The 23,954-nt window shown below is 71.3% G+C and carries 25 protein-coding genes and 1 other RNA gene; 3 read left to right on the top strand and 23 right to left on the bottom strand.

Annotated features, from left to right (window positions below; translation table 11 throughout):
- Nucleotides 1-41 precede the first annotated feature (41 nt).
- From LOC65_RS18200 to mraZ, 4 genes are read right to left on the bottom strand one after another with little or no spacing between them, the layout of a single operon-like run.
- The gene (locus LOC65_RS18200; protein WP_009858071.1) at nt 42-1,808 is read right to left on the bottom strand and encodes a penicillin-binding protein 2; all 1,767 of its coding nucleotides are present in this window, start codon (nt 1,806-1,808) and stop codon (nt 42-44) included.
- On the bottom strand, nt 1,805-2,101 hold the full coding sequence (gene ftsL, locus LOC65_RS18195) for a cell division protein FtsL (RefSeq protein WP_009858072.1): 297 nt from the start codon (nt 2,099-2,101) through the stop codon (nt 1,805-1,807). Before ftsL ends, LOC65_RS18200 begins: the two co-directional genes overlap by 4 nt.
- Nucleotides 2,098-3,039: a 16S rRNA (cytosine(1402)-N(4))-methyltransferase RsmH gene (gene rsmH, locus LOC65_RS18190; RefSeq protein ID WP_009858073.1), complete on the bottom strand. Its 942-nt coding sequence runs from the start codon at nt 3,037-3,039 to the stop codon at nt 2,098-2,100. Before rsmH ends, ftsL begins: the two co-directional genes overlap by 4 nt.
- A complete protein-coding gene (gene mraZ, locus LOC65_RS18185; RefSeq protein ID WP_029718671.1) occupies nt 3,036-3,479 on the bottom strand; it encodes a division/cell wall cluster transcriptional repressor MraZ in 444 nt (147 codons plus the stop codon). Before mraZ ends, rsmH begins: the two co-directional genes overlap by 4 nt.
- Nucleotides 3,480-3,880: 401 nt before the next feature.
- Here mraZ and LOC65_RS18180 point away from each other — a divergent pair, with 401 nt between their 5' ends.
- The gene (locus tag LOC65_RS18180) at nt 3,881-4,216 is read left to right on the top strand and encodes a hypothetical protein (protein ID WP_009858075.1); all 336 of its coding nucleotides are present in this window, start codon (nt 3,881-3,883) and stop codon (nt 4,214-4,216) included.
- On the opposite strand, the gene LOC65_RS18175 is transcribed toward LOC65_RS18180, so the two are convergent.
- From LOC65_RS18175 to rnpB, 3 genes are all read right to left on the bottom strand, one after another.
- Nucleotides 4,200-5,213: a carbonic anhydrase gene (locus LOC65_RS18175; protein ID WP_255718726.1), complete on the bottom strand. Its 1,014-nt coding sequence runs from the start codon at nt 5,211-5,213 to the stop codon at nt 4,200-4,202. The genes LOC65_RS18180 and LOC65_RS18175 overlap by 17 nt on opposite strands.
- 47 nt (nt 5,214-5,260) lie before the next feature.
- On the bottom strand, nt 5,261-6,466 hold the full coding sequence (locus LOC65_RS18170) for a multidrug effflux MFS transporter (protein WP_230248586.1): 1,206 nt from the start codon (nt 6,464-6,466) through the stop codon (nt 5,261-5,263).
- 102 nt (nt 6,467-6,568) lie between these two features.
- Nucleotides 6,569-6,904: RNase P RNA component class A (gene rnpB / locus LOC65_RS18165), an RNA gene on the bottom strand.
- Nucleotides 6,905-6,932: 28 nt separating this feature from the next.
- Between rnpB and cysK the strand changes: the two genes are divergently transcribed.
- On the top strand, nt 6,933-7,850 hold the full coding sequence (cysK, locus tag LOC65_RS18160) for a cysteine synthase A (RefSeq protein WP_164963381.1): 918 nt from the start codon (nt 6,933-6,935) through the stop codon (nt 7,848-7,850).
- 53 nt (nt 7,851-7,903) lie between these two features.
- On the opposite strand, the gene LOC65_RS18155 is transcribed toward cysK, so the two are convergent.
- The 12 genes from LOC65_RS18155 to LOC65_RS18100 all read right to left on the bottom strand — a co-directional run bounded on the left by LOC65_RS18155 (nt 7,904) and on the right by LOC65_RS18100 (nt 19,961).
- Entirely contained in the window at nt 7,904-8,080 is a 177-nt protein-coding gene (locus LOC65_RS18155) for a hypothetical protein (protein WP_230248585.1), read from the bottom strand.
- A 42-nt stretch (nt 8,081-8,122) separates the two neighbouring features.
- On the bottom strand, nt 8,123-8,998 hold the full coding sequence (gene htpX, locus LOC65_RS18150; RefSeq protein ID WP_029718672.1) for a protease HtpX: 876 nt from the start codon (nt 8,996-8,998) through the stop codon (nt 8,123-8,125).
- Nucleotides 8,999-9,111: 113 nt separating this feature from the next.
- On the bottom strand, nt 9,112-10,314 hold the full coding sequence (locus LOC65_RS18145) for an NYN domain-containing protein (protein ID WP_230248584.1): 1,203 nt from the start codon (nt 10,312-10,314) through the stop codon (nt 9,112-9,114).
- Complete coding sequence (gene pyrC, locus LOC65_RS18140) at nt 10,311-11,351, bottom strand: dihydroorotase (RefSeq protein ID WP_230248582.1); 1,041 nt, start codon at nt 11,349-11,351, stop codon at nt 10,311-10,313. The genes LOC65_RS18145 and pyrC overlap by 4 nt, the downstream gene beginning before the upstream one ends.
- Complete coding sequence (locus tag LOC65_RS18135; RefSeq protein ID WP_230248581.1) at nt 11,348-12,520, bottom strand: diguanylate cyclase; 1,173 nt, start codon at nt 12,518-12,520, stop codon at nt 11,348-11,350. The genes pyrC and LOC65_RS18135 overlap by 4 nt, the downstream gene beginning before the upstream one ends.
- Nucleotides 12,521-12,705: 185 nt before the next feature.
- Nucleotides 12,706-13,878, bottom strand: coding sequence for a diguanylate cyclase (locus LOC65_RS18130; RefSeq protein ID WP_230248580.1), 1,173 nt, complete (start codon nt 13,876-13,878; stop codon nt 12,706-12,708).
- A gap of 69 nt (nt 13,879-13,947) precedes the next feature.
- On the bottom strand, nt 13,948-14,682 hold the full coding sequence (locus LOC65_RS18125; protein ID WP_009858359.1) for an amino acid ABC transporter ATP-binding protein: 735 nt from the start codon (nt 14,680-14,682) through the stop codon (nt 13,948-13,950).
- 12 nt (nt 14,683-14,694) lie between these two features.
- On the bottom strand, nt 14,695-15,360 hold the full coding sequence (locus LOC65_RS18120) for an amino acid ABC transporter permease (RefSeq protein ID WP_009858358.1): 666 nt from the start codon (nt 15,358-15,360) through the stop codon (nt 14,695-14,697).
- A gap of 4 nt (nt 15,361-15,364) precedes the next feature.
- A complete protein-coding gene (locus LOC65_RS18115) occupies nt 15,365-16,102 on the bottom strand; it encodes an amino acid ABC transporter permease (RefSeq protein WP_009858357.1) in 738 nt (245 codons plus the stop codon).
- Between the two features lie 65 nt (nt 16,103-16,167).
- Nucleotides 16,168-17,055, bottom strand: coding sequence for an amino acid ABC transporter substrate-binding protein (locus LOC65_RS18110; RefSeq protein WP_230248576.1), 888 nt, complete (start codon nt 17,053-17,055; stop codon nt 16,168-16,170).
- Nucleotides 17,056-17,186: 131 nt separating this feature from the next.
- Nucleotides 17,187-18,095 (bottom strand): LysR family transcriptional regulator, encoded by a 909-nt coding sequence (locus tag LOC65_RS18105; RefSeq protein ID WP_009858355.1) that lies wholly within the window; start codon nt 18,093-18,095, stop codon nt 17,187-17,189.
- Nucleotides 18,096-18,119: 24 nt separating this feature from the next.
- Nucleotides 18,120-19,961 carry an ABC transporter ATP-binding protein/permease gene (locus LOC65_RS18100; RefSeq protein ID WP_310736946.1) on the bottom strand — a complete coding sequence of 614 codons (1,842 nt, stop codon included), beginning with the start codon at nt 19,959-19,961 and terminating at the stop codon, nt 18,120-18,122.
- A gap of 93 nt (nt 19,962-20,054) precedes the next feature.
- Here LOC65_RS18100 and LOC65_RS18095 point away from each other — a divergent pair, with 93 nt between their 5' ends.
- A complete protein-coding gene (locus tag LOC65_RS18095) occupies nt 20,055-20,477 on the top strand; it encodes an acyl-CoA thioesterase (RefSeq protein ID WP_009858353.1) in 423 nt (140 codons plus the stop codon).
- A 40-nt stretch (nt 20,478-20,517) separates the two neighbouring features.
- On the opposite strand, the gene LOC65_RS18090 is transcribed toward LOC65_RS18095, so the two are convergent.
- Genes LOC65_RS18090 through LOC65_RS18075 form a run of 4 tightly spaced genes read right to left on the bottom strand, consistent with a single transcriptional unit; the run spans nt 20,518 to nt 23,947 of the window.
- On the bottom strand, nt 20,518-22,023 hold the full coding sequence (locus tag LOC65_RS18090; protein ID WP_230248572.1) for an ATP-binding protein: 1,506 nt from the start codon (nt 22,021-22,023) through the stop codon (nt 20,518-20,520).
- Nucleotides 22,020-22,679 (bottom strand): winged helix-turn-helix domain-containing protein, encoded by a 660-nt coding sequence (locus tag LOC65_RS18085; protein WP_164963387.1) that lies wholly within the window; start codon nt 22,677-22,679, stop codon nt 22,020-22,022. Before LOC65_RS18085 ends, LOC65_RS18090 begins: the two co-directional genes overlap by 4 nt.
- A gap of 30 nt (nt 22,680-22,709) precedes the next feature.
- Nucleotides 22,710-23,426, bottom strand: a complete 717-nt coding sequence (locus LOC65_RS18080; RefSeq protein ID WP_230248570.1) for a cytochrome b/b6 domain-containing protein — start codon at nt 23,424-23,426, stop codon at nt 22,710-22,712.
- Nucleotides 23,423-23,947, bottom strand: coding sequence for a diheme cytochrome c (locus tag LOC65_RS18075; protein WP_009858349.1), 525 nt, complete (start codon nt 23,945-23,947; stop codon nt 23,423-23,425). Before LOC65_RS18075 ends, LOC65_RS18080 begins: the two co-directional genes overlap by 4 nt.
- Between the last annotated feature and the right edge of the window lie 7 nt (nt 23,948-23,954).

Below are 23,954 nucleotides of genomic sequence, written 5' to 3'. Positions count from 1 at the left end.
GGCCTCCCCGGTGACGACGAAGGGCTGGGACGGGATCTGCATCAGAAGCTTTCCTGCTCGGCGGCGGCCGGATCGGCGACGATCTGCGCCTGCACCGGGATGTCCGGCGGCACGCCCATCATGCGCAGCGTGTTCTGCACGACCTGGCTGAAAACCGGTCCGGCGACGGCGCCGCCGTAGAACACGCCCTTGCTCGGTTCGTCGACCATCACCGCGACGACGATGCGCGGCGAGGAGATCGGCGCGATGCCGACGAACCAGGAGCGGTACTTGTTGGTGTAGCCCTTGCCTTCCTGCTTGCGCGCGGTGCCGGACTTGCCCCCCGTGGAGTAGCCGATCGCCGCCGCGGCGGTGGCGGTGCCGCCGGGCTGGGTCACCAGGCCCAGCATCGCGCGCATCGTGCGCGCGGTCTCGGGCTCGAACACCTTGACGCCGGCGACCGGGCCGTCCTGGCGCAGCATCGACACCGGCACGATGTCGCCGTCGCGGGCGTAGACGGTGTAGGCACGCGCGATCTGCAGCAGGCTCGCCGACAGGCCGTAGCCGTAGCTCATCGTCGCCTGCTCGATCGGGCGCCAGGTCTTGTACGGGCGCAGCCGGCCGGTGACGGCGCCGGGGAAGTCGATCTGCGGCTTCTGCCCCAGGCCGATCGCCGAGAACACCTCCCACATCTCGCGCGGCTGCATCTGCATCGCCATCTTGACGGTGCCGACGTTGCTCGACTTCTGGATCACCTGGGCGACGGTGAGCGCGCCGTGCGGGTGCGAGTCGCGGATCGTCGAGCCGGTGATCGTGATCGTGCCGGGCGCGGTGTCGATGACGGTCGACGGCGACACGCGGCCGGTCTCCATCGCCAGGCTGGCGACGAAGGGCTTCATCGTCGAGCCGGGCTCGAAGGTGTCGGTCAGCGCGCGGTTGCGCAGCTGCGCGCCGCTGAGGTTGCGGCGCTGCCCCGGGTCGTAGCTGGGGTAGTTGGCCAGCGCCAGCACCTCGCCGGTCAGCGCGTCCAGCACGACGACGCTGCCGGCCTTGGCGCCGTGCTGGGCGACGGCGTCGCGCACGCGCTGGTAGGCGTAGAACTGCACCTTGGAGTCCAGCGCCAGCTGCACGTCGCGGCCGTCGAGCGCGGCGGTCTGGTCGCCGATGTCCTCGACGACGCGGCCGAGGCGGTCGCGCACCACGGCGCGCAGGCCGTCGCGGCCCTGCAGCTCCTTGTCGAAACGCAGCTCGATGCCTTCCTGGCCGCGCTCCTCGACGTTGGTGAAGCCGACGACGTGCGCCGCCGACTCGCCCTCGGGGTAGCTGCGCTTGTACTCGCGCACCTGGTAGACGCCCTTCAGGCCCATGGCCTTGACCTTGTCCCAGGTGGCGTCGTCGGCCTGGCGGCGCAGCCAGACGAAGTTGGGGTTGCCGGCCAGCCGCGTGTCGAGCTCGGTCGGCGACATGCCCAGCGCACGTGCCAGCGCACGGCGCTCGCCGCCGTCGGCCTGGAAGTCCTTGGGGATGGCCCAGATCGACGGCGACGGCACGCTCGACGCCAGCACCAGGCCGTTGCGGTCGAGCACGCGGCCGCGGCTGGCCTGCAGCGACAGCGTGTGCGCGTAACGCTTCTCGCCCTGCTTCTGATAGAAGTCGTTGCCGACGACCTGCACCCAGACGGCGCGCCCGAGCAGCAGCGCGAACGACAGCGCGACCATCGCGACGACGAAACGCGAGCGCCACGGCGGCGTCTTGCTCGCCAGCAGCGGGCTGGTGGCGTAGTTGACGCTGCGCACGCTGGCGCCGCCGTTCTTGCGCCGCCCGATCATCGAGCGCCCCCGGAGGCGGCCGGCGCCGCGCCGTCGCCGACGTACTGCGTCACCGCCGGCGTGGCCGGGCGCATCGCCAGCTTCTCGCGTGCGACACGCTCGACGCGCAGGTTGGTCGCCTGCGCCTGGCGCTCGGCGTCCAGGCGCTTGTAGTCGGCCTCGAGCTGGAACTGCTCGTTCTTCGCCCGGTCCAGCGCCGCGAACAGGCGCCGGCTCTCGTAGGCGTTGCGCACCAGCGCGAAGGCGCTGCCCAGCAGCAGCACCAGCAGCACGGCGTTGAGCAGCTTGCTCATGCCGGCACCTCGGTGCGTTCGGCCACGCGCATCACCGCCGAGCGCGCGCGCGGGTTGGCGCGCACTTCGTCGTCGCCCGGCTTGACGCGGGCGAGGGCCTTGAGCTTGAGCGCCCGCGGCGGCGCCATCGGCGCACGCCGGTCGAACTCGTCGCGGCTCTCGCGCGTGATGAAGTTCTTGACGATGCGGTCTTCGAGCGAATGGAAGCTGATGACGACCAGACGGCCGCCCGGCGCGAGCAGCTGCAGCGCGGCGCTCAGTCCCTGTTCGAGCGCCTCAAGCTCGGCGTTGACGAAAATCCGAAGAGCCTGAAATGTGCGCGTTGCAGGGTCCTGGCCCGGCTCGCGGGTTTTGACTGCACGAGCCACGAGCGCGGAAAGCTCCCCGGTGGTTCGAAGCTGATCCCCGCCCTGCCGGCGAGCAACAACCGCCTTTGCAATCTGTAGAGCAAACCGTTCTTCCCCATAGTCGCGGATCACCTGTGCGATGTGGCGCTCGTCGGCGCGGGCCAGGAAGTCCGCGGCGGTCTCGCCGCGGGTCGTGTCCATGCGCATGTCCAGCGGCGCGTCGAAGCGGAAGCTGAAGCCGCGCTCGGGCGTGTCGATCTGCGGCGAGCTGACGCCCAGGTCGAGCAGCACGCCCTGCACCTGCCCGACGCCGCGCGCGGCGAGTTCCTCGCGCATCGCGCCGAAGCTGGCGTGGCAGATCGTGAAACGGGGGTCGTCGATCGCCGCCGCGGCGGCGATGGCCTCGGGGTCGCGATCGAAGGCGAGCACCCGCGCGCGCGGCGACAGCGCGGCCAGCAGCGCACGCGTGTGGCCGCCGCGGCCGAAGGTGCCGTCGACGTAGAGGCCGTCCGCCTGCGTCACGAGGGCCTCGACGGCCTCGGCGAGCAAGACGGTCGTGTGGGCGCGACCCGTCTGCGTCACGGCGGTCATCCTGCGACCTGGTTCTGCAGCTCTTCGGGCATGCCGCTGGCGATCGTCTGCGCCTCGGCCGCCTCGTAGCGGGCCTTGTCCCACAATTCGAACTTGTCGCCGACGCCCATGAAGACGACCTCGCGCTCCAGCCCGGCCCAGGCCCGAAGTTCAGGCGGCACCAGCACGCGCGAGGCGGCGTCGATCTCGACTTCCGTGGCCGAACCGATGAACACGCGCCGCCACCCTTCGTACTTCAGCGGCAGACGCACGAGCTCGGCCTCGAACGCGTCCCAGACGGGACGCGGGTACAGCGTCAGGCAGCCGGCGTGGTTCTTCGCGACCACCATCTGCCCCTGGACGGTGGACATCAGCACGTCACGCCAACGCGCCGGGACGGTGACCCGTCCCTTCGCGTCCAGCGTGAGCACCGGACCCCCTCGGAAGGCAAATGCAGCCACGAAACCCCACAGAAATCTACTTTTCTGCACTCTACCTGAGCGCCGGGCTCGGGGTCAATGGCGCAGAAGCGTAAAAATTCAGTGGAATCAAGGACTTACCGACGCTCTCGCAAGGACTTTTGCAGCCGGAAAGTGCTTCAGAATGAAGGACTTGCAAGCCTCACTGAAAGTGGTTTGTGAGCGACGCCGGGCTTGACGGCCGCGGCAGCGCTGCAGTGGGGGAAGGTGGATCTCCCCCACGATTCCACACCCGCCCGGGCCGGGCGCCGGGACGCGAGGGCCGCGTGGTGGGGCGGCAACCGCCGCCGCCGGGCGCCGGAGAGCCCTGCCGGAGCGGGCCCAAGCGCCTGCGGCCACCGCCCCGGGGCCATACTCGCGCCGCCCGTGACCGCACCGAACCGATGACCTGGCAGAACCAAGACCCGCTGTACCGCCTGCGCCATGCCCTCGTCGGGCTGACGATCGCCGTCGTGCTGTCGGTGCCCGCCGCGGCGCTGCTCGGGCGCTGGATCGGCGACCTGGTCGCCGACGACTACGCCTGGCGCGCCGGCACCTACGCGGCGCTGCTGGCCTACGTCGTCGCCGGGGCGGTGGTGCTGTTCATGAAGGTCGCGCGCCACGAGACGCGGCCGGTGTCGGCCGGGCGCGTGGCGCTGTGGTTCGCCAGCCTGTGGCTGTGGCCGGCCTTGCTGCTGCTGCGCCGCCGCGGCGGCGGCGACCTCAGCGGGACTGCTTGATCAGCCGCCCCGAGGACGGCTGCACCGGCCGCGCGTTCATCGGATAGATCCGCGCGAAGATGTCGATCTGCTCCTGCGACACCGCCACCGGCTGGCGCATGACGATCCACAGCACGCCTTCGGTGCACGGCGGCGTCGTCAGCGAGCCCATGTAGGTGTAGTAGCCACGATCGGCGGGCAGCAGCTGGCCCAGGTCGATCGCGCCGGAAGCCCGCGCCTCGTCGTGCTTTTCCAGCGGCAGGTTGTTCCACACCGACTGGACCACCGGCTGCTCCTCGCCACGCTGCAGCAGCACCGCGACGACGGCCAGCCGGCCTTCCGGGTCCCGGTGCACCAGGTGCGCGACCATCTCGCTCTGGCGGCCGTCGATGCGCTCCTCCGACGGGCGGTGGAAGTGGAACTGTTGCAGCTCGTAGCGCCGCCCGCCGACGGCGATGACATTGCCCGGGCCGACGTTGACCTGCACCGTGTGGCCGTTGTCCAGCACCGCGAAGCCGGCCGGCCGGTAGTCGAAGACGATCTCCTCGAGGTCGACGGCGATGCCGCCGCGGATGTCGATCGGGCTCTGGCGCTGGCCCCGCGCGCACAGGCCGAACTCGGGCCGCAGCGCGCCCCAGCGCGCCGGGCCGCCCTCGCCGGTGTAGTTCCAGTGGATCTCGGGGGCCGGCACCGGCTCGGGGCGCGGGCGCGGCGCGGGCTTGCGCGCCGCCGGCGCGTCGCCCGGCACCCGCGACGAGATGCGCAGCACGTTGCCCGGGGTGTCGGGCGCCTTCATCGCGCCGAGCTTCTCGGCCAGGCGCTCGCGCACGCGATCCAGCGGGTCCAGCGGCTCGGCCTCGGGGGCCGCGCTGGCCGCCGCCTTGGCGGGCGGCGCGCCCCGCTCGGACGCCCGCGACGGCGGCGCGAACAGCAGCGCCGCGGCCACGGGCAGCACCGCCCAGGCGTACCAGGCAGGGTTTGCGGCAGGGCGGACGGCAGCGGGGCGGGAACGGTTCATGCGGGGTCTCCGCCCCGGATATCGGCCGCCGCGGGGCCGCGCTTGAATCACCCCAGGCGCGGCCGGACCCAGAACCAGGCGACGATGCCCACCGCCATCAGCGCGAACGAGGCCAGCGCCAGCGTCGCCGTCGAGTGCATCACCAGCGGCGCCACGACGCCGGCGACCAGCGCGTTGGCGGCGCTGCCGACGCAGGACTGCACCGAGGACGCCATGCCGCGGCGCTCGGGCACCAGGTCCAGCACCATCAGCGTGACCACCGGCACCATCAGCGCCCAGCCGAACGAGAAGACGCCGATCAGCGGCATCGCCCACCAGGCCTCGGCCTTGAACACCAGGTTCAGGCCGACGTTGAGCACCGACACCACGGCCATGATCGTGAAGCCGTAGCGGATCTGGCGATGCGGCCCGAGCTTGCCGGCGGCGCGCCCGGAGGCCCAGGCGCCGCCCATGATCCCGCCGATCGTGAACAGGAAGAACCAGAAGAACTGCTGTGGCGCCAGCCCCAGGTGCTCGCCGACGAACACCGGCGCCGACAGCACGTACAGGAACATGCCGTTGAACGGCACGCCGCTGGCGAAGACCAGCGCCATGAAACGTGCGCTGCGCACCATGTCCCAGTAGCCGCGCAGCAGCGGCACCGGGTGGAAGGACTGGCGCGCGTCGGCATGCAGCGTCTCGGGCAGCCAGCGCCAGTTGGCCGCCCACAGCGCCGCGCCGATCAGCACCAGCAGCCAGAAGATCGAATGCCAGTCGGCGTGCACGAACAGGAAGCCGCCGATCATCGGCGCGATGGCCGGTGCGACGCCGAAGTAGATCGTCACCTGCGACATCACGCGCTGCGCGTCGGCCGGCGGGAACATGTCGCGGATGATGGCGCGCGAGACGACGACGCCGGCGCCGGCCGACATGCCCTGGATCGCGCGGAAGAACGCCAGCCAGCCGATCGACGGCGACAGCGCGCAGCCCAGCGAGGCCAGCGTGAACAGGCCCAGGCCGGCCAGCACCACCGGCCGGCGGCCGAAGCTGTCAGCCAGCGCGCCGTGGAACAGGTTCATCAGCGCGAAGCCGGCGAGGTAGGCCGACAGCGTCTGCTGCATCTGCACCGGCGTCGCGTCGAGCGAGCGCGCGATGCCGGCGAAGGCCGGCAGGTAGGTGTCGATCGAGAACGGCCCCAGCATGCCCAGGCAGGCCAGCAGCACGGCCAGCGCCCAGCGCGGGCCGCGCCAGAGTCGGGGCGCGTCGGGATTCATCGGGGCGGCGAAAAGCCGGCGAGTCTATCGACGGCGTCGTGAGCCTGCCCGTCCGGGGGCAAGCACGGCACCCGGCGACGTCGCGCCGGGCGAAAGGAAAAAGTGTGAAGCGAACCGATAGGCCGGATTCTGTGCACCGCGCCTCTTTCAAGGCGCGGCGTGACCGCCATTCCTCTTGGCCGTGGATCGCTCCACGGCTCGGTGCCACCTACCCGCCGGCTCCGCAGGCGACATCATCGCCGGCCTATTCGGTGTTGCTGCGCGTAGAGATTGCCCGTTTCACCCCGGGCGGACTTGCATCCGCCCGGACTCGTCTCTGTTGCTCTAATCCTCACCTCGCGGTGGACAGCCGTTAGCTGCTACGCTGCCTTGTGCAGTCCGGACCTTCCTCCCGTGCGGCGTTTCCGCTGATGCACCGGCGGCGGTCTGGTCCGCTTCACCGTGCCATTATCCCCGGAGAGCAAGAATGAGAGCCGACAACGTCCTGGCCACCATCGGCAACACGCCGCACGTCCGCATCAACCGCCTGTTCGGCGGCACGCACGAGGTGTGGGTCAAGTGCGAGCGCGCCAACCCCGGCGGCTCGGTCAAGGACCGCATCGCGCTGGCGATGGTCGAGGACGCCGAGCGCTCGGGTGCGCTGAAGGCCGGCGGCACGATCGTCGAGCCGACCTCGGGCAACACCGGCATCGGCCTGGCGATGGTCGCCGCGGTCAAGGGCTACAAGCTGATCCTCGTGATGCCCGACAGCATGAGCGTCGAGCGCCGCCGCCTGATGCTGGCCTACGGCGCCAGCTTCGAGCTGACGCCGCGCGAGAAGGGCATGAAGGGCTCGATCGCGCGCGCCCAGGAGCTCGTCGCCGAGATCCCCGGCGCCTGGATGCCGCAGCAGTTCGAGAACCCGGCCAACATCGACGTGCACGTGCGCACCACGGCCGAGGAGATCGCGCGCGACTTCCCCGAAGGCCTGGACGCGCTGATCACCGGCGTCGGCACCGGCGGCCACCTGAGCGGCTGCGCCCAGGTGCTGAAGGCGCGCTGGCCGAAGCTGAAGGTCTTCGCCGTCGAGCCGAGCGCCAGCCCGGTGATCAGCGGCGGCCAGCCCTCGCCGCACCCGATCCAGGGCATCGGCGCCGGCTTCGTGCCGAAGAACCTGAGGACCGAGCTGCTCGACGGCGTGATCCAGGTCGAGGCCGAGGCGGCACGCGAGATGGCGCGCCGCAGCGCGCGCGAGGAAGGCCTGCTGGTCGGCATCTCCAGCGGCGCGACGCTGGCGGCGATCGCGCAGAAGCTGCCCGAGCTGCCGGCCGGCGCCCGCGTGCTCGGCTTCAACTACGACACCGGCGAGCGCTACCTGTCGATCGACGGTTTCCTGCCGGCCTGAGCGCCCTGCCCCGCTGAATGACGAAGCCCCCGCGTGCGGGGGCTTTCTTGTTTCTAGGCCTCGAGGGCCGGCGCGGCGGCCGCCTGAATCGGCGGCACCGGCAGCGGCACCATGTCCTCGGGCTGCGCCGCGGCCGGCACCAGCACGACCTTGGGGGCCCACCAGTGCGCGAGGCCGACGCCGGCGGCCACCGCCGCGATCCAGCCCAGCACCCACCAGCGCATCTTCATGGCGGCAGTATGCGGCGGCGCGCGGCGCCCGGGCAAGGCGGCTTACTGGGCCTGCTGCAGCGCGCGGATGCGCTCCTCGATCGGCGGGTGGCTGGAGAACAGCGCCATGAAGCCGCCCGGCTTGCCGTTGATGCCCATCGCCTGCACCTGCTGCGGCAACTGGCCCGGCTCGAGGCCGCCCAGACGCGCCAGCGCGTTGATCATCGGCTGCTTGCGGCCCATCAACTGGGCGGCGCCGGCGTCGGCGCGGAACTCGCGGGCGCGCGAGAACCAGGCCACGATGATCGCCGCCAGCACACCCAGCGCGATGTCGAGCACGATGGTCGTCGCGTAGTAGCCGATGCCCGGGCCTTCGCGGTCGTTCTTCAGGATCACGCGGTCGACGAAGTAGCCGACGACACGCGACAGGAACACGACGAAGGTGTTCATCACGCCCTGGATCAGCGTCATCGTGACCATGTCGCCGTTGGCGATGTGCGCGACCTCGTGGCCGATGACGGCCTCGGCCTCCTCGCGCGTCATGCTCTGCAGCAGCCCGGTCGACACCGCGACCAGCGCCGAGTTCTTGAACGCGCCGGTGGCGAAGGCGTTGGGCTCGCCCGGGTAGATCGCGACCTCGGGCATGCCGATGCCGGCTTTCTGGGCGAAACGCTCGACGGTGCCGACGATCCAGCGGTGCGTCGGGTCCTGGGAGTTGTTGATGACCTGGGCGCCGGTGCTCATCTTGGCCATCGGCTTGCTCATCAGCAGCGAGATGATCGCGCCGCCGAAGCCGAAGATGGCCGCGAACGCGAGCAGCGAGCCCAGGTTCAGGCCGTTGGCCGTCATGAAGCGGTTGACGCCCAGCACGCTGGCCGTGATGCCCAGCACCAGCATCACCGCCAGGTTGGTCAGAACGAACAGCATCACTCGTTTCATCGTCGTAGCGCCTTTTCCGCGTTGGCGGGAATAGTCCAAACAGCCGCGCATGTTAGGGCGCGGCCCTGCGATTCAAGACTTGCCCCCGGAGGACCGGGGGCTTGGCCGGGGGATCAGCCTTCGATCGGGCGCAGCCGCACCTTGTTCGGCTGGCCGGCCGGCAGCAGCTCGAAGCGCTCGGCATGCGGCGCGAAGAAGCGTGTCGACGACGCGCGCGGGCCCAGCAGCTCGGCGTCGCGCAGGCGTTCGGCGGCCAGGCGCAGTTCCACCGCGTCGCCGCGCAGCAGTTCGGGCAGCGCGGCGAGGATCTGGCGGATCTCGTCGGGGTAGGCCGCAGCCGGCGCGGGCGCCGCCCGCGGAGGCCGGGGCGCCGGCTTCGGCGCCGGCTCGGGCGCGGAAGCTGGAGCCGCCGCGGCAGCGGGTTCGCCGGCAGGCTCGGCCGCGGGCTCGACGGTCTTGCGCCGGCGCGGCGCGCGGCGCGGGGCCGGCGCTTCGGCAGCGGGCACCTCGGCCACCGGCTCGTCGGCAGCGGACGGCACGGGCTCGGCCGCTGCGGGCTCGGGCACCGGCGCGGGGGCCGGTGCCGCGGAGCTATCCGCCGCAGCGGGCACGGCGGCCTCGGCATCGCGGCGCCCGCGGCGGCGGCGCGGTGCCCGCTCGGGCGTCGCGGCCTCGGTGGCCGGCGCGGCCTCGGCCGCCGGCGCGAGGGCCGGCTCGGCCGGCGCGGCATCGACCAGCGGCGCAGGCGCGGCCGCCGGGGCCGGGCGCTGCGGCGCCGGCGGCTCGCGGCGGGCGCTGCCGCGGGCCGCGGTGCGGGCGCCGCCGTCGGCGGCGGCTCGGGAGGAGGTGCCGGTGCGGCCACCGCGCCCGCGCGACGGCGTCGTGGCCACGCCGCCGCGGCGGTGCGACAGCACGGTGAACTCGTCGTAGACCGAGATCGTCTCGTCGCCGGTCTTGCCGTCCTGGCCGAGGCCGACGACGCGGCAGCCCTTCTCGCGCAGGCGCTGCACCAGCGGCGCGAAATCGGAGTCCGACGAAGCGATCGCGACGACCGCCGGCCGCAGCGCGAGCACCAGGTCGATGGCGTCGACGGCCATCGCGATGTCGGTGGAGTTCTTGCCGGCGGCGAGGTTGACCATCGGCTTGATGCCCAGGCGCTTGAACGCCGCCTGGTGCTTCAGCGCGCTCTCGGCGGTGCAGTAGGCGCGGCGCACGTGCAGCGCGCCGTGGCGCTCGATCATCAGCTCGACAGCCTGCTCCATCACGTCCAGCGAGACGTTGTCGGCGTCGATCAGCAGCATCACGCCAGCGTTCATTGCAGGCTCCAGGGCAGGGTTTCGCCGGCACGCAGCGGCTTGATCGTGGCGTCGCCGAACGGCAGCGCCTCGGGCAGCGTGAACGGCTCGCGACGCAGCGTCACGGTGCCGGTGTTGCGCGGCAGGCCGTAGAAGTCGGGGCCGTTGAAGGCGGCGAAGGCTTCCAGCTTGTCCAGCGCGCCGGCCAGCTCGAAGGCCTCGGCGTACAGCGCCAGCGCCGCCGGCGCGGTGAAGCAGCCGGCGCCGCAGACCGACTGCTCCTTCAGCGCCGCGGCGTGCGGGGCGCTGTCGGTGCCGAGGAAGAACTTGCGGCTGCCCGAGGCCACCGCGGCCAGCAGCGCGTGGCGGTGCACGGCACGCTTCAACACCGGCAGGCAGTAGTAGTGCGGGCGCAGGCCGCCGACGAACAGCGCGTTGCGGTCGTACAGCAGGTGATGGGCGGTGACGGTGGCGGCGGTGAAGTCGTCGGCGGCGGCGACGTACTCGGCCGCCTCCTTCGTCGTGATGTGCTCGAAGACGACCTTCAGCTCGGGAAAGTCGGCGCGCAGCGGGCGCATCACACGGTCGATGAACACCGCCTCGCGGTCGAAGACGTCGATCTCCGGGTCGGTGACCTCGCCGTGCACCAGCAGCGGCAGGCCGGCGCGCTGCATCGCCTCCAGCGTCGGGTAGCAGCGGCGGATGTCGGTGACGCCGGCATCGCTGTTGGTCGTGGCGCCGGCCGGGTACAGCTTGAGCGCGACGACGCCGGCCTCCCGGGCGCGCACGATCTCGTCGGGCGGCGTGTTGTCGGTCAGGTACAGCGTCATCAGCGGCTCGAAGTCGGTGCCTTCGAGGCCGGCGGCGAGGATGCGTTCGCGATAGGCCGTGGCCTGGGCCGCGGTGGTCACCGGCGGGCGCAGGTTGGGCATGACGATCGCCCGCGCGAACTCGCGTGCCGTGTACGGCAGCACGGCGGCCAGCGCCGCGCCGTCGCGCAGATGCAGGTGCCAGTCGTCGGGGCGGGTGATCGTCAGGGTGGTCGGCGCAGCGCTCATGCCGGAATTGTCTCATCGGCCCCGGCAAGCACCGCCCGGTCGCGGCCGCCGCGCTTGGCCGCGTACAGCGCGCCGTCGGCGGCGCGGTACAGGGCCTCGCCGTCGACGCGGCCCTGCGGGCTGAGCGCGATGCCGGCCGAGAAGCTCACCGGGCAGGCCTGGCCGGCTTCGGTGTGCAGCCCCATCTCCCGGCAGTCGCCGCGCAGTTGCTCGAGCACGCGCCGCGCACCGGCCGCGTCGCTGTCGGGCAGCACGAGGGCGAACTCCTCGCCGCCCAGGCGCACCAGCAGATCGCTGGCGCGCAGCCGGGTGCGCACCGTCTGCGCGAAACGGCGCAGCACCTCGTCGCCGAAGACGTGGCCGTGGCGGTCGTTGACCTGCTTGAAGCGGTCGAGGTCGATCAGCACGAAGGCGACGCAGGCGCCGCCGCGGCGCGCGCGCCGCAGGGCCTGGGCGAGCAGCGGCTCGGCCGCCTGGCGGTTCAGCGCGCCGGTCAGGTGGTCGTGCGAGGCCAGGCGCTCCAGCGAGCGCGAGGCCCGCTCGGTGCAGGCGAGCACGAAGCCGAAGCCGGCGCCGAGCAGCGCGACGTAGGCCGCCACCGCGACCAGGGTCTGCACCGGGTTGGGCTGCGTCATGTCGACGTAGGCCGAGGGCTGAAGCACGGCGTGCACGCAGCGGACCAGCAGCGTCGCGGCCACCAGCGCGAGCATCGCGCCGACCGGACGCAGCGAACGTTCGGCCTCGCGCCACTGCCGCACCACCAGCCAACCACCCCAGGCCAGCGGTGCCGCGGCGATCAGCGACATGATGGCCATGCGGGTCGGCGTCGCCAGCATCATCAGCGGCGCCATCGACAGCGCGCAGGCCAATCCGCCCATCACCAGCCATCGCGGCGGCGGCGCCTGGTCGACGAAACGCTGGAGCGCGGCGACGAACACGAACTCGCCGAGCACGATCAGCCCGTTGCTGGCGATCACCCAGACCGGCTGCGGGGCCACGACGTCGACCAGCAGGAACAGGTAGCCGGCCAGCATCAGGCTGTTGCCCAGGCCCCAGCCCCGCAGCGCCTCGCCGCCGAAGAGCCGGCGGCTGGCGGTCACCAGCTGCAGGCCCAGCATGGCGTAGCCGAGCAGCAGCAGGACGAAGAGGGTCGGCTCGTGCAGGGTCATCGGGACGGCCCGCCGGCTGGCGAGCCCAGTCGCATCCACCGGACAGAGGATGCCGGCGCAGGCCTGCAGGATCGCCCCGAGCGCCCGCACGCGGAGTGCCGCCGATCAACCGCAGCGGCTTCGCTAGCCGTGCATCCGCGCAATCCTGCACGCCGCGGCGGCCGGGCCGCCGCCGGGCGCGGGACTCAGGTGGTCTGCGGCGCCTCCGGCTGCGCGAGCACCACCCGGTCGCGGCCGGCGTGTTTGGCCTCGTAGAGCGCGCGGTCGGCATTGCGGTACAGCGCCTCGGCCCCGACGCGCCCGGACGGGCTGAGGGCGACACCGGCCGAGAAGGTCAGCACGAAGGGGCGGCCGTCGTCGGTCATCAGCCCCATCGCGGCGCAGGCCTGGCGCAGTTCCTCGACCACGCCCAGCGCGCCGGCCGCGTCGCTGTCGGGCAGCACCAGACCGAACTCCTCGCCGCCGCAGCGCGAGAAGACGTCGGTCGCACGCAGGCGCGTGTCGACGGTCTGGGCGAAGCGGCGCAGCACCTCGTCGCCGAAGACGTGGCCGTGGCGGTCGTTGATCGACTTGAAGCGGTCCAGGTCGATCAGCACGTAGGCGACGGTGCTGCGGTCGCGGCGCGCGCGCTGCAGCGCGTTGGTCAGCAGCAGCTCGGCGGGCTGGCGGTTCAGCGCCCCGGTGAGGTGGTCGTGCGAGGCCAGGTGCTCCAGCGAACGTGTCGCGCGCTCGGTGCAGGCGAGCACGAAGCCGAAACCCGAGCCGAGCAGCGCGACGAAGCTCGTCAGCAGCAAGGCCGCCTGCATGCCGCCGGGCAGCATCGGGTCGGTGTAGTAGGACGGGTTCAGCGCCGCGTGGCCGCCTCGTGCCAGCAGCGCCAGCGCGATCAGCGCCAGGCCGGCGCCGACCGGCCACAGCGAGCGCTCGACACGATGGCGCGCACGCCAGACCAGCCAGGCGCCCCAGATCGCCGGCAGCGGCGTCAGCACCGAGGCGACGAACACGCGCGTCGGCGTGTCGAACAGCGCCAGCGGCACCATCGCCGCGACGCAGAAGCCGCAGGTCCGGCGCACCCAGCGCGGCAGCGGCCGGTCATCGATGAACTGCTGCAGCGCCGCGACGTAGGCGCACTCGCCGAGCAGGATCAGGGTGTTGCCGGCGATCACCGACACCGGCAACGGCACGACGATGCGCGCCAGCAGCATCAGGTGGCCGGCGAGCAGCAGGCTGTTGCCCCAGCTCCAGCGCCGCAACGCCTCGACCTCGTTGAGGCGCCGGCGCACCATCGCCAGCTGCAGGCCGAGCATCACGTAGCCCAGCAGCAGCAAGACGAGGATGGTCGGCGGGTGCAGCGTCATCGGACGGGGGCCCGCGCACCCGGGCGGGGAGGATCAGGAAGGCACGCCGGCGGGCGTGGCCGCGGGAACTCAGTGCGACAGGATCTTCGAGAGGAAGTCCTTGGCGCGCACCGAACGCGCGTCCGGATTGCCGAAGAACTCGTCCTTCGTGCAGTCCTCCACGATCTTGCCGTGGTCCATGAAGATCACGCGGTGGCTGACCTTCTTGGCGAAGCCCATCTCGTGGGTGACGCACATCATCGTCATGCCCTCGTTGGCGAGCTGCACCATCACGTCGAGCACCTCGCCGACCATCTCCGGGTCCAGCGCCGAGGTCGGCTCGTCGAACAGCATGACGATCGGGTCCATCGACAGCGCACGCGCGATCGCCACACGCTGCTGCTGGCCGCCGGAGAGCTGGCCCGGGTACTTGTCCTTGTGCACCATCAGGCCGACGCGCTCGAGCATCTTCAGCCCGCGCGTCTTGGCTTCGTCGACCGAGCGGCCGAGCACCTTGATCTGCGCCAGCGTCAGGTTCTCGGTCACCGACAGGTGCGGGAACAGCTCGAAATGCTGGAACACCATGCCGACGCGCGCGCGCAGCTTGGGCAGGTTGGTCTTCGGGTCGCTGAGGCTGATGCCGTCGACGACGATGTCGCCCTTCTGGAAAGGCTCGAGCGCGTTGACGGTCTTGATCAGCGTGCTCTTGCCCGAGCCCGACGGGCCGCAGACGACGACGACCTCGCCCTTCTGGATGGACGTGGTGCAGTCGGTCAGCACCTGGAAGGAGCCGTACCACTTGCTCACGTTCTGGATCTGGATCATTCGGAAGGTTCCTCAGCGGATGATGGCGATGCGCGCCTGCAGCCGCCGCACGAGCATCGACAGGCCGAAGCAGATCACGAAATAGACGACGGCGGCGACGAGATAGGTCTCGACCGGCCGGTTGAAGTTCTTGCCGGCGATCTCGAAGCCCTTCAGCAGGTCGTAGGCGCCGATCGCGTAGACCAGCGAGGTGTCCTGGAAGAGGATGATGGTCTGCGTCAGCAGCACCGGCAGCATGTTGCGGAAGGCCTGCGGCAGCACCACCAGCTGCATCGTCTGGCGATAGCTCATGCCCATCGCGTAGCCGGCGTAGACCTGGCCCTTGGGCACGCTCTGGATGCCCGCGCGCATGATCTCCGAGTAGTACGCGGCCTCGAACAGCGTGAAGGTCACGAAGGCCGAGAGCTCGGCGCCCATCGGCTTGCCCAGCAGCAGCGGGATCAGCAGGAAGAACCACAGGATCACCATGACCAGCGGGATGCTGCGCATGGTGTTGACGTAGGCCGCCGCGGGCGTCACCAGCCAGGGTTTGCCGGACAGGCGCATCAGCGCCAGCAGCGTGCCCAGGATGATGCCGCCGATCATCGCCACCAGCGTCAGCTGCAGCGAGAACAGCAGGCCCTTGACGATGAAGCCCGAGATGACGTCGGCGCTGAAGAAGCTGAAGTCGAGATTCATCGCTTCACTTCCCGCCGATCATGCCCGGCACGCGGACACGGTTCTCGATGACCAGCGCGACGCGGTTGATCGCGAAGGCCGAGAAGAAGTAGAGCACCGTCACCGCGAGGTACATCTCGATGTTGCGCGAGGTCTCCTCGCCGGCCTGCAGCGCGAACATCGTCAGCTCGGCGATGCTGACCGCGAAGGCCACCGACGAGTTCTTGATGATGTTCATCGCCTCGCTGGTCAGCGGCGGCACGATGATGCGGAAGGCCATCGGCAGCAGCACGTAGCGGTAGGTTTGCGGCAGCGTCAGGCCCATCGCCAGGCCGGCGTAGCGCTGGCCGCGCGGCAGGCTCTGGATGCCCGCACGCACCTGCTCGGAGATGCGCGCCGAAGTGAAGAAGCCGAGCGCGAAGACCACCAGCACGAAGCTCGGGAAGGCCTGCAGCGGCTTGAACAGCGCCGGCAGCGCGTGGTACCAGAGGAAGATCTGAACCAGCAGCGGGATGTTGCGGAACAGCTCGGTCCAGGCGTTGCCGAACCACACGAGCCGCCGGTCGGGCGTCGTGCGCAGGATGCCCATCAGCGAGCCGAAGACCAGCGCGACGATCAGCGCCAGCGCCGACACCGACAGCGTCCAGCCCCAGGCCGACATCAGCCAGTTCAGGTAGGTGATGTCGCCGCCGCGGCCGAAGCAGCCCGGCAGCACTTCACCGGTGACGGTCTCGGTGCAGAAGATCTGCCAGTCCCAGGTCACGCGCTCTCCTCAAAAACGAAACGAGGGCCCGCCCCGAGACGGGAGCGGGCCCGGCGCAAGACGCGTCAGCGCTTGGCGTACTCTTCCATCGGCTTGTCGTTCGGGGTCGCCCACGCGGCCTTGGTGGCGTCGTTGAGCGGCATGCCGATCTTGGCGTTGGTCGGCGGGATCGGCTGCAGGAACCACTTGTCGTAGGTCTTGGCCAGGTCGCCGCTCTTGATCTGCGCCTTGATGCTCTCGTCGACGGCGGCCTTGAAGGCGGCGTCGTCCTTGCGCAGCATGATCGCGATCGGCTCGACCGACAGCACTTCGCCGACGATCTTGAAGCCGGCCGGGTTCTTCGACGTGGCGATGTTCTTCGCCAGGATCGAGCCGTCCATCACGAAGGCGTCGGCGCGGCCCGACTCGAGCAGCAGGAAGCTGTCGGCGTGGTCCTTGCCGTAGACCTCCTTGAAGTCGACGCCGTTGGCGCGCTCGTGCTTGCGCAGCGTCTGCACCGAGGTCGTGCCGGTGGTCGTGGCGACGGTCTTGCCGACGAGCTGGGAGATGGAGTTGATGCCCGAGTCGGCCTTGACGGCGATGCGCACTTCCTCGACGAAGGTCGTGACGGCGAAGGCCACGTCCTTCTGGCGCGCGACGTTGTTCGTCGTCGAGCCGCACTCGATGTCGACGGTGCCGTTCTGCACCAGCGGAATGCGGTTCTGCGAGGTGACCGGCTGGTACTTGATGGTCAGGCTCGACAGGCCGAGCTTCTTGCGGATGTCGGAGAGCACCTTCTGGCAGACGTCGATGTGATAGCCGACGAACTTGCCGTCACCCAGCGTGTACGACAGGCCCGAGGACTCGCGCACACCCATCGTGACCGTGCCGGTCTCCTTGATCTTGGACAGGGTGTCGGCCTGGACGGCACCGACGGCCAGCAGCGTGGCTGCAGCCAGCAGCGTCTTCTTCATGAACTCTCCTTCGCAGTGAGAAGCAGGGGAAAGGCGGAATCGCTCATTTTAGGGATAGCACACGGACGAACGAAGCGTGCAACCCCGTGGAATGCATGAATCGGGCCACCGTGCCCCCCGATCGTCGCGCTTCAGCCTCGCTGCAGGAAGTCCCACAAGGCCTGCACGCCGGGCTTGGGATGGCGGGCGAACTCGGGACGTTCGCGGTAGATGCGCACGTCCATCGTCAGCTCGAAGCTGCCGGGCGCCGCCGCCGGCACCAGGCGCCGCGCCTCGAGCTCCTTGTGCACCGAACTGGCCGGCAGGAAGGCCAGGCCGTGGCCTTCGAGCGCCATCGCCTTCAGGCCCTCGGCCATGTCGGTGACGTAGATCGGCTCGAGCTGCGCCGGCACCGGCGCCTGCTTGAGGATCAGCTCGACGAGGCGCGCCATGTAGGCGCCCGAGGCGTAGTTCAGCCAGGGCACACGCTCGTGGCCGGGCAGGCGGAACAGCGGCTGGCCGTCGGCGTCGGGCTTGGCGTAGGCGGCCAGGGTCTCGGTGCCCAGGCTCAGCATCTCGTAGCGGTCGGTGGACAGCTGCAGCGGCTGCGACGGGTGGTGGTAGGCGATCAGCAGGTCGCAACCGCCTTCGGTCAGGCGCAGCACCGCATCGTGCACGTTCAGCCCGGTGAGCCGGCTCTTGATGTTGCCGAAGCGCTGGCGCAGGTCCATCAGCCAGTGCGGGAAGAAGGTGAAGGCCAGCGTGTGCGGCGCCGCGAACTCGATCATGTCCAGGCCCGCGGCCTGGTACGAGCGCATCATGTTGCGCGCCGAGGCCAGCGAACCCAGGATCTCCAGCGACTGGGCGTGGAAGGTCTCGCCGGCGGGCGTGAGCCGCGTCGGGTACGACGAACGGTCGACGAGGTCGATGCCGGCCCAGGCCTCCAGCGCCTGGATGCGGCGCGAGAACGCCGGCTGCGTGACGTGGCGCAGCTGCGCCGAACGCGAGAAGCTGCGGGTCTCGGCGAGGCTCACGAAGTCCTCGAGCCACTTGGTTTCCATCGGGCCAGTGTATGCAGTGCGGCGTCAGGCGCCGGCCGGCTCGCCGGCATCGTCGCGCGCGGCCTGCTGCAGCCGCCACATCTCGGCGTAGCGGCCGTCGCGCGCCAGCAGCTCGGCGTGGGCGCCGCGCTCGACGACGCGGCCGTGGTCGAGCACGACGATCTCGTGCGCGTCGACCACCGTCGACAGGCGGTGGGCGATGACCAGCGCGGTCTTGCCCTGGGCCGCGCTCTTCAGCTCGGCCTGGATCGCACGTTCGTTGGCCGAGTCCAGCGCCGAGGTCGCCTCGTCGAAGATCAGGATCGGCGGGTTCTTCAGCAGCGTGCGCGCGATCGCCACACGCTGCTTCTCGCCGCCGGAGAGCTTCAGCCCGCGCTCGCCGACCATCGTCTCGTAGCCCTTGGGCGTGGCGGCGATGAAATCGTGGATGTGCGCCGACCTCGCCGCCGCCTCGACCTCCTCGCGCGTGGCGCCGGGGCGGCCGTAGGCGATGTTGAACTCGACCGTGTCGTTGAACAGCACCGTGTCCTGCGGGACGATGCCGATCGCGCGGCGCAGGCTTTCCTGCGTGACGGCGCGGATGTCCTGACCGTCGATCGTGATGCGGCCGCCCGAGACGTCGTAGAAGCGGTAGAGCAGCCGCGCCAGCGTCGACTTGCCGGCGCCCGAGGCGCCGACCACGGCCACCGTGCACCCGGCCGGGATCTCGAAGCTGACGCCGTGCAGGATCGGCCGCGCCGGGTCGTAGGCGAAGTCCACGCCCTCGAAGCGCACCGTGCCGGTGGCGACCTTCAGCTCGGCGGCACCGGGCGCGTCGGCGACCTCGCGCTCGCGCTCGAGCAGGTTGAACATCTTGTCCAGGTCGGTCAGCGCCTGCTTGATCTCGCGGTAGATCACGCCGAGGAAGTTCAGCGGGATGTACAGCTGGATCATGAAGGCGTTGATCATCACCAGGTCGCCCAGCGTCAGCCGGCCCTCGGCGACGCCGGCGGTGGCGCGCCACAGGATGCCCACCAGCGCCGCGGCGATGATCAGCTGCTGCCCGGTGTTGAGCAGGCTCAGCGTGCCCTGGCTCTTGATCTTGGCGCGCTGCAGCCGCTCCAGGCTCTCGTCGTAGCGCCGGGCCTCGAACTCCTCGTTGTTGAAGTACTTGACGGTCTCGTAGTTCAGCAGCGCGTCGACGGCGCGCGAGTGCGCGCTCGAGTCCAGCTCGTTCATCTGGCGGCGGAACTGCGTGCGCCACTCGGTGACGACGATCGTGAAGACGATGTAGAAAAGCAGCGCGCCGGCGGTGATCCAGGCGAACAGCGCGTCGAACTTCAGCGCCAGCAGGCCAAGCACCAGGCCGACCTCGATCAGCGTCGGCAGGATGCTGTAGAGCGAGTACGAGATCAGCGCCTGCACGGCGCGCGTGCCGCGCTCGATGTCGCGTGTCATGCCGCCGGTCTGGCGCTCCAGGTGGAAACGCATCGACAGCGCATGCAGGTGGCGGAACACCTTCAGCGAGATGCTGCGCGAGGCGCCTTCGGTGGCGCGCGCGAAGATCAGCTCGCGCAGCTCGGTGAACACCGAGGTCGACAGGCGCAGCGCGCCGTAGGCGACGATCAGCCCGACCGGCACGGCCAGCAGCGCCATCGTGTCGCCGGGCTTGATCGACATCGCGTCGACCAGCTCCTTCAGCAGCACCGGCACGCCGACGTTGGCGACCTTGGCCGCGACCAGGCAGGCCAGCGCGATCGACACCCGCCAGCGGTAGACCCAGAGGAAGGGCAGCAGGCGCGCGAGCGTCCGCCAGTCCGAGCGCGGCGCGCCCGGTTCGGCGGCCGGCGCCGGGGGAGCTCGCATGGAACGGGAGGCGGAACGCATGGGCCGGGATTGTCGCCGCGCAGCCGGCGCGGCGCCGGCCGCGGCCCGGCAGGCCACAATGCCGGCCGTCGTCTTTCCTGGAGCCTGTCCCGTATGAACGCCCCCGCAGCCTCGGCCGTCCCGCACATGCCCCCGGCCACGCTGCCCGACGGTGCCGAACTCGTGATGCGCGTGATGCCGATGCCCGCCGACGCCAACGCCAACGGCGACGTGTTCGGCGGCTGGATCATGGCGCAGGTGGATCTGGCCGGCGCCGTGCTGCCGGCGCGCGTGGCGCGCGGCCGCATCGCGACGGTGGCCGTCAACCAGTTCGTCTTCAAGCAGCCGGTGTCGATCGGCGACCTGCTGAGCTTCTATGCCCACGTCGAGCGCATCGGCAACACCTCGGTCACCGTGCACGTGCAGGTCTGGGCCGAGCGCAACCCGGCCGACCCGCAGATCGTCAAGGTGACCGAGGCCAACCTGACCTACGTCGCGATCACCGACGACGGCAAGCCGCGCACGATCCCCCGCTGACCGTGGCCCTCCGGCCGCCTGGCGGGCGCCGGGGACGGCATCACGCCGGCAGCAACACCCTCACCGCCAGCCCGCCGAGCGTGGCCGAACGCGTGACTTCGCACTGCGCGTGGTGCAGCGCGACGATGCGCCGCACGATGGACCAGCCCAGGCCGCTGCCGCTGGCCTCCTGGCCGAGCACACGGAAGAATCGTTCGCCCAGGCGCGCGATGTCGGCCTCGGCCATGCCGGGGCCGCTGTCCTCGACGGTCAGCACGACGGTGCTGCCGTGGCGCGCGACCGTGGCACGCACCGTCGCGCCGGCCGGGCTGTAGCGCAGCGCGTTCTCGACGAGGTTGCGGATCAGCACCGACAGCAGCGCCTCGACGCCGTCGACACGCAGATCGCCGTCGGCGTCCAGCTCAAGCTGCTGACGGCGCGCCAGCGCCTGCGGCGCCAGCGCGGCGGCCACGCGCCGCGCGACCGCGTCCAGCGCCACCGGCGCCACGGCCGGCGCCTGGCCGCCGGCGTCCAGCCGGGCCAGCGTCAGCAGCTGCTCGACGAGGCGCACGGCGCGGTCGCAGCCTTCGATCGTCGATTGCAGCGCGTGGCGGCGGCGTTCGCCGTCGGCCTCGCCCAGCGCCACCTGGGCCTGGGTGCGGATCGCGGCGATCGGCGTGCGCAACTCGTGCGCGGCGTCGGCGGTGAAACGGCGCTCGGTCTCGACCATGCGCGCGATGCGCTCGAACAGGCTGTTGAGCTCGTCGAGCATCGGGCGCATCTCGCTGGGCGCGTCGGCCACCTCGACCGGCTGCAGCGCCTGCGGCTCGCGTTCAGCCAGCGTCGCGCCCAGGCGGCGCAGCGGCGCGGTGCCGGCACGCACCGCCCACCAGACGCCCAGGCCGAGCAACGGCAGGCCCAGCGCCAGCGGCCACAGCGTGCCCCACAGCAGCGCGCCGAGGATCGAGCGGCGCGAGTCCAGGTGCTCGGCGACGAAGACCTGCACGTCGCGCTCGGCGCCGCGGGCGCTGAACAGGCGCCAGACCTCGCCGTCGATGCGCACCAGGCCGAAACCGTCGCGGTCCTGGCGCAGCGGCCGCCCGCCCGGCCCCAGACCGTCGAGCCGGGCCTCGGGCGCGTTGGCCGAACGCTGCACCAGCCGCCCTTCGTGCCAGACCTGGAAGGCCACGCGCGGCGAATAGTGGCGCAGCGCGGCGATGCCGAAACGGTCGTCGTCCTCGTGGTCGTGGCGCTGGCGCCTGGCCTCGCGTTTGGCGGCGTGACGCGCGGCGTGCGCGGCGTCGCGCGCTTCGCGCCGGCGCTGCTCGGCGGCGCGGTCGCGATGGTCGTCGTCGTCATCGTCGTCGTCCGCGTCCTCGATCGTGCGCACCTGCTGGGCGACGAGCAGCGTCGCGGCCTGCGCCAGGTGGGCGTCGAGCAGTTCGCTCAGTTCGCGCCGCGTGTCGCGGAAGGTGATGGCCAGCGTCGCCAGCCAGAGCACGGCCACCAGGCCGAGCACCAGCAGCAGCAGCCGGCCCTGCAGCGAACGCGGCACGAGGCGCTTCATTCGCCGGGCAGCAGGTAGCCGACGCCGCGCACCGTCTGCACGAGCTCGGCGCCGAGCTTGCGCCGCAGGTGGTGCACGTGCACCTCGACGGCGTTGCTCTCGACCTCGCGGCCCCAGCGGTACAGATGCTGCTCGAGCTGCTCGCGCGTCAGCACGCGCCCGGCGTTGAGCATCAGCGCGTGCAGCAGGTCGAACTCGCGCTGCGACAGCACGACCGGCTCGCCGGCGCGCGTGACGGTGCGCGCCGCCGGGTCGAGCACGACCTCGCCGGCGGCCAGCAGGTCCTGCGTCTGGCCGTGGGCGCGACGGATCAGCGCACGCAGCCGCGCAGCCAGCTCGTCCAGGTCCACCGGCTTGACGACGTAGTCGTCGGCGCCGCCGTCCAGGCCGATGACGCGGTCGCTGACGGCGTCGCGCGCGGTCAGCACCAGCACCGGCAGGCGCACGCCGGCCCGGCGGGTCTCGGCCAGCACCTCCAGGCCGTCCTTGCGCGGCAGACCCAGGTCCAGCACCGCGGCGGCGTGCACCGCCGAGCGCAGCTCGCGCGACGCGGCCTCGCCGTCGCGCACCCAGTCGACCTGGAAGCCGGCTTGCGTGAGCCCGGCGCGCAGGCCGTCACCGAGCAGCGGATCGTCTTCGACGAGCAGGATGCGCATGGTGGGGATGCTAAGCCTGGCGGAGCCGGCTCAGTCGTCGTCGCCGTCGGGCGCGCCACCCTGGCGCGCCGGGCCGTGGTGGCCGGCCGAGGCCACCGCAGCGTCGGCGTCCGCGGCGCCGGCATCGCGCCACTGCAGCACCCAGAAGCCCAGCACCGCAGCCAGCAGCAGTGCCGCGACGCTGCGCCACGACGAGCGGATGGCCTGCTCCGGCGGCGCGATCTTCAGCCCGTCGACCATGCTGCGCGGCAGGTTCTCGCCGGTCATGCGGCTGGCCAGCAGCACGCCGACGACGTGGCCGATGGCGGTCAGCAGGAAGACGTTGGCGGCCAGCTCGTGCAGCTCCTCGACCCATTCGCCGCCGACGTCCTGCTGCAGCGCCCAGCCGCTGGCGCCGAGCACCAGGCCCGTCACCAGCAGCACGACGATCGCCAGCGCGCTGGCCGGGTTGTGGCCGACGTGGTGCTCGGGTGTGCGCCGGGCGACGTTCTTCAGGTAGCGCAGCACCGCGCCCGGGCCGGTGACGAAGTCGCCGAAACGCGCGTGGCGCGTGCCCACCAGGCCCCAGACCAGGCGCCAGACGATCAGCCCGGCCAGCGTGTAGCCCAGCGTCTCGTGCAGCAGCGCATGGCGCTCGCTCTCTGACGTCAGCCAGGCACCGGCGAAGCAGACGACGATGAGGCCGTGGAACAGGCGCACCGGCAGGTCCCAGACCAGACGGCGCTGGCGGTCGTTGGAAGCGTTCATTTCGGGATCTTCACGTCGTCTTCTTCGAAATCGCCTTGTTCGGCGCGCGGATGGCAGGCGGCGCAGTTGGCCGGGCTGCCGACGGCCTTGCGCTTCCAGACCGCGGCGCGCACCTCGTCGTGCTTGCGCTCGAACCAGGCGCTGCGCGTGATGCGATCCTCGGGCGGCGCGGTGCGCGCGCGACGGCTGGCGTTGGCGTCCAGCCAGGCGGCGATGCTCGCCTGCGTCGCGGCGTCGATCGAGGCGTCGCTGCCGTAGTGCTGGTCCAGGCCGGCCATCAGGCGCTTCCAGGACTCCGCCGGCAGCATGCCGGCCGGGTAGGCGATGTGGCAGGAGCCACCGCATTCCTGCTCGTAGGCCGGCAGCGGGGCGACGGCGGCGCGGCGGTCGCGGCGCTCGTGGCGTTCGTGCTCGTCGTCGCCGTGGCGGTGAGCCCAGGCGGCGGCGGCGCCGGCCAGACCGGCGACGAGCAGTGCGGCACTGGCCAGCGCGAGGCTGCGGGTCGCAAACAGCTTCTTCATCGTGGCC

Origin of the sequence: Rubrivivax sp. JA1055 (assembly GCF_020966565.1) — a bacterium.
Lineage (GTDB): Bacteria > Pseudomonadota > Gammaproteobacteria > Burkholderiales > Burkholderiaceae_C > Rubrivivax > Rubrivivax benzoatilyticus.
The sequence above is the reverse complement of the archived record's forward strand: the minus strand, read 5'-3'. Positions and strand labels throughout refer to the sequence as shown.